This window comes from Vibrio hepatarius (assembly GCF_001274785.1).
Lineage (GTDB): Bacteria > Pseudomonadota > Gammaproteobacteria > Enterobacterales > Vibrionaceae > Vibrio > Vibrio hepatarius.
Map to the genome: position 1 here is coordinate 156,417 of NZ_LHPI01000019.1, position 11,896 is coordinate 168,312.

Here is an 11,896-nt window from a genome sequence, read left to right on the forward strand (position 1 = left end):
GGTGAAGCCTGTGAAAAGCCTCCTGTCCAACTGGGGGCTTTTTTATCGGTGCAATTCAAACCTTTGAGGGAACAGAGAATGTTGAAAAACTTGTCGATTGTTAAGCGTGTCTACCTGATGGTCATGTTTGTCACCGCGCTATTACTGACCGTTTGTGCCATGTCTATTTGGCAGGGAAAACACCTTATCGCGCAACTCGAGCAAATTTCGGCTTATCAGATGGCTGACATGCAAACCAATGCGAGCAGCTTGAGTCTAGTCAGCGACATTAAGAACAAAGTGTTGTCGATACCTGGTGCCGGTGAGCAGCAGTTGGTCAAGCTCAAACAAGAGTTGAAAAGTAGCGTACAAACACTTCGTGAAGCGGCGGCTCAAACCCAAAGCACTGGCTATATTGGCAGTGGTCTTAATGACGATTTGAATCAGCTGTTTATCAATATGGATAACAGCCTAGCGCGCAGCGAAGAACTGGAAAAAGATCAGCATCGATATCAATCAGCGATCAATCGAGTAAAGCGAACCATCTATACCTTGGCAGCGACAACCGATGATATGAACACTTCGATGGTGGCGGAAAACTATAGCGGCCAAATCGACAGCCTAACGTTCAATACCGACCGCGCACTGCTTAGTAACGATATCAACGTTGTAGAGCAGTTGATTGGCAAAAACCGCTCGCTCGCCGCATCCATTCGCCAGCAAGGGAGTCAGTTAGACGAACGCAGTCGCCAGTTTTCTAAACGCGACTTAGCGTTGGTTGAGAAAGTTCTTTTTAGCGCCACTGACGAACAAGGCGTAGTGAACAAGCATCTTACCGCGTTAGAGAATCAGCGAGCGATTCACGTGAAAGCGCAAATGATTTCTGAAAAGCTTCACTTGCTCGAAACTAATCTTGAGTTAGCGAAACAGCAGTTGCTTGATCAGGTCAACATGCAGGTGTCGGCTTCACAAGAAAAGCAGAGCCAGCATCAACTGCAATTGGTCTTATTTGTCTCGATTATGGGCGGCGTTGGTGTTGTATTTATCGTGACGTTGTCACGAGAGTTAAAGCGCAGTCTCAAGAGCCTAATCAGTGCGATAGAAAAAATGGCGAACAAACAACTCACGTTTGCTGTCGATGAAAAACTGACAGGAGAGTTTGCCCAGTTAGCCGAACACTTAGAAATTTTGCGCCTCTCGCAACTCAGCATTGTTGATACGCTGCAACTCAGCGCAAAGGAGATGGGAGAAACCACCACAAAGAATGCCGAGTACACATCTGCAATCACAGACTCTATGGCTGTACAAGCCGAGACATCGGCGCTGGTGGTAAAACATACCAACGAACTGCAATGTTTGATTGAGAATATCGCCGTGCAGAGTGAATCCGGTGCGCAGCAGTCTGACGTCGCAACAGAAGAAGTGCTCAAGAGCTACCAGAACGTGAGTCAAAACATTGTTAGGCACAATGAGTTGGATGAAAGGCTGAGATTGGCAGTGGAAGTGATTCATCGCCTGCAGCAGCGCGCGATGCAAATTACTAAAGCGATGACCTTTATCGAAGAGGTCGCCCAGCAAACTAACTTGTTAGCGCTAAATGCCGCGATAGAGTCGGCCAGAGCCGGCGAACACGGACGCGGTTTTGCTGTGGTGTCTGATGAGGTAAGAAATCTTGCAGAGCGAACCTCAAAAACCGTGGACGAAATCCACGGCGTTGTTGACGCGCTAAACCTTGACGTTGACAAAGCGGTATGTGAGATCGAATCCTGTAGCCGCGATATGAAAGTCTCAATGGAAAGTGCTACGAATACGTCTGAGTCTGTCACTAAAGTTAAGATTTGTTTGGAGCAAACTAATCGAATTGCTCAGAGTATTTCGACCGCAACAATAAAACAGCGACAATTAGCTAATTATATAGTTGAACAATTAGCTGTGGTTGAAAAACACTCACAAAATAACCACAAAAAAGTTAAGAACTTAGCCCAATTAGGTACGCAGCTAAAATTAACATCCGAGAAACAAAATAATATCGTTACGCAGTTCTTTATTTGTGATGAAAATTAATTGGCAAGTAACCATCACACATTCGAATGATATATTGATTAATGTGATATTGCTTCAAAAACCTTTAAGGTCAAAAGTTTAGCGTTTCAATAGCTTAGAGGTGCTTCCGCGGGTAGATATGAGAGCGCCTATACAAAAACAGAGTAATGACTCTTTTTTTTTGTAGAACATTATTTTAAATTGTATGAAAAATTGTATGAAATAAATTTGTCAGCATAGCCTAAAAAATTAAATAATAGGCATCACTGGAAAAGCAAAGAAGTTTTGCATGACGCATTGAACTTCAATGAAGTGTGCTGGATAACGAGATAGGTAATAATAATGACTAATGGGAAACAACCTGAATCAGTTTCTTCTGTACTAAAAACATTCGGTATTTTGCAAGCTCTGAGCACTCAAAAAGACATCGGCATCAGCGAATTGGCTCAGCGCTTAATGATGTCAAAAAGCACGGTTTACCGCTTTCTGCAAACAATGAAAACAATGGGTTACGTATCACAAGAAGGTGAGAGTGAAAACTACTCACTGACTTTAAAGCTGTTTGAACTGGGGTCTACAGCTTTAGAATACGTTGATTTGGTCGATCTAGCGGATATCGAGATGCGTCGTATCTCTGATCTAACGCTAGAAGCGCTTCACTTGGGCGCGCTAGACGGCGATAGCATCATCTACATCCACAAGATTGACTCAAAGTACAACCTACGTATGCAGTCGCGCGTAGGCCGTCGTAATCCTCTTTACTCAACTGCTATCGGTAAAGTCTTGCTTGCAGAGCGTGAAGAAGACGATGTAAAACGCATTCTAAGCGACGTAGAGTTCACTAAATCGACAGAACGTACACACGAGACGATTGAATCACTGATTGACGAGCTACACACTGTACGCGAAGTTGGCTTTGGTGAAGATAACGAAGAGCAAGAAGTGGGTCTACGCTGTTTAGCGGTGCCAGTATACGACCGTTTCAACAATGTAGTGGCCGGTATGAGTGTCTCACTACCAACGATCCGTTTTACTGAAGAGAAGAAGGCTGAGTACATTGCTGAGCTTCACGCAGCCGCAGCGCGTATTTCTCACAAGCTAGGTTGTAAAGAGTACCCTCACGGTAAATAATCGCTCATACAAGCTTCTACAAGCCCGCTATCGCAGCGGGCTTTTTTGTTACCTTTTGATAACCAATATGCACTTGAATGCTCATGATTTGCCTAGATTTTATACCGAGATAATTCAGGCCGCTAATTAAGCGCTTAACGACGATGGTCGAGAGCGGTTAAAGACATAGAGTTAGATAGACAAAAAAGCCCGGCGCAGGGCCGGGCGAAGAGTAAAAGACAGGTTTAAAGGATTACTTAAGCTTCACGCTGTATGAGATAAGAACTTTCAGGTCGTTACGATCGTTCTTATGCACAATGTCGTCGCCACGGAACTGAGCGCGGTAAGTACGAATGTTCAAACCTTCTAGCGCACCGTCTAGGAATTTGTAGCCTACGTGCCAGTCAAATGAAGTCATTGAACCATCGTATTCTTCCGCATCTTTGCTAGAGCGAACGTTTGTTGCGTAGTTACCGCCAACACTCGCGGTTAGTTCAGGTAGACCCCAATCGGCAAAGTTGTAGTTCACTGCCAGTTTCGCTGCGCGTGCACCATCCACGTTGTAGTCTTCTAGCTGAGAAGTCGACTGCATGAAGTTACGGTTGTCTGAGTTCGCCCAAGGCGTTAAACGGAAGTTGTAAGTCAGTTCTTGACCACGAGTATCGGTGTCACTCAAGCCTGCGATCCAGGTGAAACCACCGTGTTTTAGGTTAGCGCCTAAGCCGTAGTAGCTTTGTGCTTTTGGATCTTTCACGTTTGGATTCAGATCGCTTTCTTCAGCGATAGAGCCGTGGTAGAAGGCGGTTAGACCCAGATCTGCACCGCCTAAATCAAAACTGTACTTACCTAGCGCTTGCCAGTTTGTGCGGTAATCTTTACCGACACCGTAACCAAGGTCGATTTGACCGTCACCGAATTTGTAGATCGCACCTACTGTTTGGATATGATCAATGATGGTATTAGTCGTATCAGAACCTGCTTTTTGATTTTGATGCCACTTAGTGGTCATAGGCAGGAATTCTTTTTGCCAGTCGTTCTTGAATTCGTCAGCAATCGCGTAACCCAACACCAAGTTACCAAAGTGTGCTTTTGCTTCTATACCGCGGTATGCATGTGGGTTAAGACCCCAGCTTGAACGGATAGTACCAATGTTGATACGAGTGTAGCCGCCGCGTACAGCAAGACCGACATCTTCATCGCCAAATTTTGCTTTCAATGCCGCGATTGTCAGCGCTGCATAGGACTTTTCACAACCTTTGCCGTCATAAGATGAGTTACCTTCACATTCGTGATCATAGTAAAGGATCTCAGATATGCCTGTAGTATCACCCAGCTTCAGGTTGGTATTTGCCCACAAATCAAGGCCGATCGTATCTTTGAAGTAGCCTGATTTGTAATCCCAAGCCAATTGCAGAGTTTGGTTTTCGATGTTTGGTACCCAATGACCATCTGCATTTTTTTCTTCACGATCACGAATGTATAAGAAGGAGTGAATAGTAGATGTTGAACTATCGTAAAACGCTTGTTTCGCTTGCGCTGCTAAATCAACCGCTGCTGCACTCTCGTTAAGTACGTCCGTCGGATCCGTATCATTTGCTAATACCGAGCCAGAAACTAGCGCCGCAATAATAGAGGCACTAACCAGAGAGAGATTGGTTCTATGTTTCATATCCATGCTTTCCATTTAGTTGTATTGATTGTTTTGATTTCTTGTTCCAATAATATACAGAAAGAATGTTTTTTAAACAGAAACGATGTTTTAAAAATTAAAAACCAGATCTTCATCAAGGTTAAAATAACATTTCGATACATTAATGTGACGTAGAAAGAGTAAACAATGTGAATACAAAATGTGTTATGAGAAACCGATTGCAAATCGTTTATAGATAGGTGGGGTGTTCGCTGCTTTTAGAAGGCGGAGGCGTAAAGAGCTGGCTACCTCTTAAAGAGCTAGCCAATTTCTAATAGTGTTATAGATGTGAGAATAAAGGACTCAGCTCGGCAGAAGTTGAATGCCCACCTTAAGGAAGCGTGAGTACAAGTCTTTCGCGTCACTTTGATACCAGTCTGCGGGCATAGTATTTAATAACCCAGCCTTTCTAAGGGCCGATTTTTCATCTTTGCTGATTACCGCGTAGTGGAGCAGGCTGTTTAATATTCGCTGCAATACGCTTGGTGTAAGTCTGCCATCTCGCTGATAACGCTTTATTTCCCCAATAATAACCGTTAGTGGAACAAGTGGCTCTAGCTCTGAACATTTGAGGTGCGTTACCGACTTAGAATGTATCGTATTGCTACGCGCCAACTCCCAATCGGGCTTGCCTTGTTTGCTTAGGTAGCCTTCCCGCATACAAAAGTAGCTAAATAAGAAACGCTCTATCAAAGGCCAGCGTTCAGCTCTTGCTTCTATATAGATGTGTTCAAACTCAAGTTCTAGATCGGTCATAAGGAGCCCATGTCGGAGTAGGGTGCAAATGATAGAACTTCTGGACAATGCAGTGCAAGAGTAAATCGGACGTATACATATGTCGGCGATCTCTATTAATCAAATGCCATACCGAATAATTGAATAGGACATATATGATTAAATATTGTTCTTCTCCTTGTTATTTATATGCATCTATTTTTAATTCCTCTACTTTTATATATCAATATATTCGCATAGCATTTTTATAATATTATTTAATATTCACTATAAATGTAATTGCGAGTCACTTCAAATTTTTATTTTTCCGTTTTCATGATTTTATCATCTATATATTGGTTGTTTTTAAATCATATTTAGAAATTACACTTTGTTACATTTGTGGTGAGTGGTTTATATTTGATTTTGATCAATTGTTCACGTCGTATTTTATTATTTTTAACGCATCAAACTGCATATAGTGACTTTGCAAATATGGGTTTAATTATGATCTCGATCTTGTTTATTAATATTAAAATAATATTTCAATTTTAAATTGTATTTATTTCGATAATATTATCTCCGAAACGCATTCTGGATATGAATGCAATTTCTTAGTCTAAAAATACTTTAAATACAATTAGTTGCGTTAACTCTTTTTCAATGCAACATATGGAGTACGATATGAACATCAAACCTTTAGCTATTGCAATGTCTGTTCTATTCACTGGTGCAGCAGCCGCTGGCGAAATTTACAAATCAGACGCTAATACAGTTGAACTATCAGGTTGGGCAAAAGGTATCGCAGTATACGTTGATGCGGATGCAGGCGATAAACAACCACACGTATTTACAGATGCACACCTTAACGTTAAAGGTACGCATGAATTATCTGAAGAAGCGAAGCTAATTGGTTCTTTTGCAATTAATGCTGGCGACAGTGTGACAAAAGAAAACCGCAACGCAGAATTTGCTGATATTAAATTAGAATTTGACCACGTTGGTTACGGTAATTTTTCTTTCGGTGACACTGGTAACTCGTTTGGTGCAATTGAAAAAGCGAAACAAGGCGAAGGTTCTAACCTATACATCATCGGTCAAGGTGGTGTAGACGGCCAAGGTATCCGCTACAAGAAAACAATCAACGATCTTGAGTTTTCTGCAAACTACGAAACTGACAGCGATTCAGAGAACGAAGCGAACTATGCTGCATCTCTAAACTACAAAGCAGAAGATTTCTCAGCGGCGGTTGCTTACGGTTCTGACGGTGATGAAGCAAACTCTCTAGGTTTAGCGGGTGACGTAACGTTGGGTGATTTCACATTTGGTGCAGCATTCATTTCTTTCGAAAACGCAGCGAGCTTGAAAGCAAGCGACAGTGTTGAACTGACTCTTAGCTCTCCAAACGATGGCGAAACATACTCTCTAGCAGCAGCTTACAAATTTGAATCTTTCAAAGTTTACGGTTCTTTCCAATACGCAGATGGTGACCTACAAGGTACGGCTGTAGAAGCACAAACGGCATACCTAGGTCTTGGTTACGACGTAACAGACGCATTCAAAACAGACTTCGTACTGCAAACAGGTTCTGTAGAACAGGATGGTGACAAGCAAGACGGCTACGGCGTTAAGTTTGTAGCTAAGTACTCGTTCTAATTCCCGGTTCTATCATTAATCCACTGCTTTACTTTTATTAAAGCCACCCGCATTCCGGATTGAATGCGGGTTTTTTTGCTTTTGATGGGGCAGGCATAGCGATGTTAATGTGCCAAGCGAACTTGCATCGAGCGGTTAAGTGAGGCAAGTAATTGGGCAAGTAGCAAAATGCCAGTAACGCCGAGCCCGATGCCGATACCCGCCCAGATACCGCCTAAACCAAACTTTTGCATGAGCAACCAAGCTGCAGGTAAGCCAAACAACCAGTAGCCAATCGCTGTCATAATCGTTGGTGTCACGACGATTTTCATGCCGCGCAATAGGTTAATGGCGAGTAACTGCCAAGCGTCGACAATAAATGACAGCGCGACAACCCAAAGAACCGCGATAAGTAATTTGGTCAGCTCGGCGTCTAGGTTAAACATACCCGCGATCAACTCAGGCCAGAGCATAAATCCGCCCGCTAGTACGATGCTCAAGACAGAAGTCAGAGCAAAGCTGCGAATCGATGTGCGTTTGATACCTTCGTAGTCATCGGCACCGAAATCCTGTCCTACTAGGATGGCGGCGGCTTGAGCAAAGCCAAAGTTGATGTTCCAGGTAAAGCTCAGGCACTGCAGTAGGATCTGATGTAATGCGAGCGCGGCCACGCCAATCGTTCCTGCCATTAAGGTGCCACCATAAATCAAACCGTGTTCTAGCAAAGCCGCAAGTGCGATCGGTAAACCCATTGCCAGAAGAGGATTCATCAGTTTGAGAGAGTAATCCTCTATGTTTAACCACGGAGCAAAAGATTTATATTGAGGACGCTTAAATACCCAAGCACCGTAACCTAGCATCACAATCAATGCCGCCATTGACGTACCTGCGCCTAAACCAGCCAAACCAAGATCCAGCTCGAATGCGAGTACGTAGCTAATTGGAACGTTAAGCGTGACGGTCATTAATGACATCACCATGATCGAGCGAACATTGCCAAACGCACTGGTTAATCCACGCAATACAAGGAGTAACAATGAAGGCAGCATCGCCCATTTTAACGTATCAACGTATTGCATCGCTGGCGCCGCCAACTCAGATGGCTGACCTGCTAGCGCAAGCAACTCTGGTACAAACGCAAAACTGAACGTCAGAATAACGCTCAAGAATACCGATAACATGACAGCGCCTTTTACCGCTAAGCGAATCTGTTGGTTGCCAAATTCTGGTCTAGCGATACGTTGACCGTAAGCGATCGCGATCAAGTTGGCCACACAGCTTACGGTGCTGCTGGCAATAATAAAGATAAATGAAAAGACTGATGCGCCCAATCCACCGGCAGCAATTGCAGATACGCTAAGTCGTGACATCATCCAAACATCAGTCAGCACCAATGCCATTGCGATGAGTTGTGAAATGATAAGCGGAAATGCCAGAGCTAGGATTTTTTTCATTGTTAGCCTCGTGATCGTTATCACATAAAGGTAAAGGCTAATCGTCTGGTGTTCAAATGACATTTATGCCAATCTAGCATGATCTAAAGTTATGCGTAATCAACTATGTCTCCTTATCCTCATTTGCCATATTCGCACAACGCGTTAAAAGTATTTGAATCTGTCGCGCGCCTTATGAGCTTTACTAAAGCGTCGCAAGAGCTAAACGTGACACAGAGTGCGGTTAGCCGACAAATAAAACAACTCGAAGACGAACTTGGTTCACCTCTGGTTATGCGAAAACATAGAGCCATTGAGCTGACGGAAAGAGGCAAAGATCTCTACGAGGTACTCAGGAAAAATTACACCAACCTCGAGTCGCTAGTGGCACAGTGGCATATGCCGAGTAAGAGCCGCATCGTGATAAAAAGTGCACTGAGTTACGCCACACGTGTACTGCTGCCCAAGGTACTTTGGTTAAATGAAAAGTATCCCGAGCACGAGATTGTTATCATTCCTTCTATTGAAGAGGACCCTGTGTTGGAGTCTGAAGATTGCGATTTGCTGATCATCAACACCTGCAAAGGTGAGCGGTATATCGGCAAACCAGGGGTGACTTTTCTACGACATGAATACATGGCTCCGGTGTATTCAGAGCTGCTCTCAAGCAATGAGATTCAACTGCAAGATGTCCTCAATTTGCCACATTTGCACGCTACGCTCGATCATCAAGATTGGAAGTTGTGGCTAAAAACCTCGGGTATAAAAGGAGTAAAGAAAGGTCGTGATACGGTCTTTTATAGTCTGGATATGGCGTTAAGTGCGTGTTTGGCGGGGCAGGGTGTGACAGTCACGGATTTGTTATTGGTTCTGCCTGAAATTAAGCGTCAGTTCCTTAAGTGTCCAAACAACACCGCACTGCAGCACAGTGAGTGGCAGTACTATTGCTATCAAAAACGGCGCTCAGCGATTACTGATGAGTTACTCAGTTGGTTAATCAATCAAACAGAAGCCGAGTTACACGAGTTGGAACGCTTGTGCGACAAATTTGATTGGAGCCACCAAGAAGTGGCGCTGCGTTAACTCAGCTAACACGAGCCATCCGTCTTATATCAGCGAATTACCATTCGTAAACTGCTGGCAACTTTGAGCCTTACCACTTGTTCTGTTAACGTTTCCTTTACGCGAACGAGAACAGCGCTCTATATAAAGGAATAAAAATGAAAGACCTAGATAAATTGTTATCCGAAATCCAAGTCGTACCTGTTATCGCGATTAAGGATGCCAACAAAGCGGTGAAATTGGCACAAGTGCTGATTGATAACGGTCTACCATGCGCAGAGATTACTTTTCGCACTGAAGCCGCATTGCAATCGATAAAGAACATTCGAGACGCGTTCCCTGACATGCTTATTGGTGCAGGGACGGTGCTCACAACCGAGCAAGTTGACCAAGCAATCTACGCTGGCGTCGATTTTGTCGTCAGTCCAGGCTTGAATCCTACAACGGTGAAGTACTGCCAGCAAAGACACGTTCCAATTATCCCAGGCGTGAACAATCCAAGCCTTGTTGAACAAGCAATGGAATTAGGATTATCTACGTTAAAGTTCTTCCCAGCCGAGCCATCGGGTGGGGTAGCCATGCTTAAAGCGCTAACTGCGGTTTACCCAGTGAAATTTATGCCAACAGGCGGCGTATCACCAAGTAACGTAAAAGACTACTTGGCGGTTTCCTCCGTTGTAGCGTGTGGCGGTACTTGGATGGTTCCGGGAGAGTTGATTGATAATGAGCAGTGGGATGAGTTAGCAAAGCTCGTTCGCGAAGTAGCAGGTGTGATTGCCTAATCGCTCTGTTTTACGGCTCCACTTTTTCAAAGTTAGCTAACAGAGATTGCTCGATTTTTTAATGTTGAAGTGGGCGCAGGTCGGCGCCCACGAATAGTTCTTGAGTTGTTTGCGGCGGCTGCATTTCTATCGTTATACCGCCTTTCGCAGCGGCTTGCCCGATACAAGCGAAGAAGATAAGTATCGCTGTAACGCTTTTCATGCTTTCCTCACGTTAGATATATCTTGTTGTAGCGCTGTCGCCTAATGGGTGAAGCTAAATTAGCCATTAGACGCACGACTGATTGTAAATTGATGGCCATCTTCCCCAGCATCGTAACTTTGGCCAGCATTTCTTATCAGCAAGTCATACAATCGCCAAAAGGTATGACCTGACGTTAGTTATCGAGTTATTTAATAAACTTTTGTATCAGTAAAAAAATGCAATCTATAGTTAACTCAGTAGCGAATCATCGGTTCCCTTCGTTGGAATCAGCGGAGTCGCGGCTACAAACCCTAGTATCATGGTTTATAAGGTATTCATGGAAAGGAGAACCCCTATGAGTCAATCATCGTTGATATTGCGCCTTAATGAACTACCACGCATACAAAAAGTATTACAAGAATTGCTTGATATGGTTAATCAGGATGAAGTTAGCTTCGAACAGATTTCTGAAAAAATCGCTATGGATCAAGTGTTAAGTGCTAGGTTATTAAGAATGGCTAACTCTGCCTATTTTGGTGGAAGTAAAACTATCTCGTCGGTGAATGACGCTCTGTTACGAGTGGGTACCGGGCCTGTCAAAACTTTGGTTGTCGCTTCTGTATTATCAAGTGCATTTCCGAAAATCAAAACGTTAGACATGAATCGATATTGGGAGGACACTTTTGAAGTTTCAGTAATTTCGAGTAAGCTCGCCTCAGCTTCAGGGTTGGATGAAAATGAGGTTTTCACCGCTGGTCTTCTGCATAATATTGGTGAGTTAATGATTCATGCTTTAGTGCCAGAAGAAGCGGAAGAGATTACGCGACGTGTCGAGAAAGGAGCCGATCCAATAGCAACGCAAGAAGAAATATTGGATATTTCAGCGCCTTCTCTTGGTGCGAAACTGGCGCGTGCTTGGAAATTTCCTGATGAGATGATAGACGCTATAGAGCATTATAATGAACCAAGGGAAGCTGATATTTCTCCTACGCTGGCGACGACGATACATTTGGCTCGCGCCATTCATCAAGATTGGGATGCTCTGGGTGACAATGCGTTAAAAGCCATTTACTTATCTGAACACCCAGACTCAAGACTTTTATGTCTCTCTAGTCAGTTTTCGGAAATAATCGACAAATATCGAGGTACTGGACGTGAACTTGCTTCTCAAATGATAGCCGCGTAAGTTTGTTGAATAAAATCAGGGAAGTAATGCGTCTAACCACAAAATCTATTTGTTTAGATAACATATACCCAAAAATGT

The 11,896-nt window shown here is 43.6% G+C and carries 10 protein-coding genes; 6 read left to right on the plus strand and 4 right to left on the minus strand.

The features are described from left to right. Window positions 1-78 precede the first annotated feature (78 nt). Window positions 79-2,043 (plus strand): methyl-accepting chemotaxis protein, encoded by a 1,965-nt coding sequence (locus tag AKJ31_RS17600; RefSeq protein ID WP_053410384.1) that lies wholly within the window; start codon window positions 79-81, stop codon window positions 2,041-2,043. Window positions 2,044-2,364: 321 nt separating this feature from the next. Then, window positions 2,365-3,153: a DNA-binding transcriptional regulator KdgR gene (gene kdgR, locus AKJ31_RS17605; protein WP_053410385.1), complete on the plus strand. Its 789-nt coding sequence runs from the start codon at window positions 2,365-2,367 to the stop codon at window positions 3,151-3,153. Window positions 3,154-3,385: 232 nt separating this feature from the next. Here kdgR and AKJ31_RS17610 read toward each other — a convergent pair whose 3' ends face one another. Together AKJ31_RS17610 and AKJ31_RS17615 are read right to left on the minus strand one after the other, a co-directional pair. Further along, window positions 3,386-4,816 (minus strand): OprD family outer membrane porin, encoded by a 1,431-nt coding sequence (locus tag AKJ31_RS17610; RefSeq protein ID WP_053410386.1) that lies wholly within the window; start codon window positions 4,814-4,816, stop codon window positions 3,386-3,388. A gap of 309 nt (window positions 4,817-5,125) precedes the next feature. After that, entirely contained in the window at window positions 5,126-5,578 is a 453-nt protein-coding gene (locus AKJ31_RS17615; protein WP_053410387.1) for a hypothetical protein, read from the minus strand. A gap of 642 nt (window positions 5,579-6,220) precedes the next feature. Here AKJ31_RS17615 and AKJ31_RS17620 point away from each other — a divergent pair. Next, entirely contained in the window at window positions 6,221-7,192 is a 972-nt protein-coding gene (locus AKJ31_RS17620; RefSeq protein ID WP_053410388.1) for a porin, read from the plus strand. A gap of 104 nt (window positions 7,193-7,296) precedes the next feature. On the opposite strand, the gene AKJ31_RS17625 is transcribed toward AKJ31_RS17620, so the two are convergent. Next, window positions 7,297-8,625 carry an MATE family efflux transporter gene (locus AKJ31_RS17625; RefSeq protein WP_053410389.1) on the minus strand — a complete coding sequence of 443 codons (1,329 nt, stop codon included), beginning with the start codon at window positions 8,623-8,625 and terminating at the stop codon, window positions 7,297-7,299. A gap of 105 nt (window positions 8,626-8,730) precedes the next feature. On the opposite strand from AKJ31_RS17625, the gene AKJ31_RS17630 reads away from it, so the two are divergent. Continuing rightward, window positions 8,731-9,687, plus strand: coding sequence for a LysR family transcriptional regulator (locus tag AKJ31_RS17630; protein WP_053410390.1), 957 nt, complete (start codon window positions 8,731-8,733; stop codon window positions 9,685-9,687). A 137-nt stretch (window positions 9,688-9,824) separates the two neighbouring features. Further along, entirely contained in the window at window positions 9,825-10,448 is a 624-nt protein-coding gene (locus AKJ31_RS17635; protein ID WP_053410391.1) for a bifunctional 4-hydroxy-2-oxoglutarate aldolase/2-dehydro-3-deoxy-phosphogluconate aldolase, read from the plus strand. A 58-nt stretch (window positions 10,449-10,506) separates the two neighbouring features. Here AKJ31_RS17635 and AKJ31_RS23060 read toward each other — a convergent pair whose 3' ends face one another. Beyond that, a complete protein-coding gene (locus AKJ31_RS23060; RefSeq protein ID WP_157052386.1) occupies window positions 10,507-10,650 on the minus strand; it encodes a hypothetical protein in 144 nt (47 codons plus the stop codon). A 337-nt stretch (window positions 10,651-10,987) separates the two neighbouring features. On the opposite strand from AKJ31_RS23060, the gene AKJ31_RS17640 reads away from it, so the two are divergent. Beyond that, on the plus strand, window positions 10,988-11,818 hold the full coding sequence (locus tag AKJ31_RS17640; protein ID WP_053410392.1) for an HDOD domain-containing protein: 831 nt from the start codon (window positions 10,988-10,990) through the stop codon (window positions 11,816-11,818). Window positions 11,819-11,896: the final 78 nt, after the last annotated feature.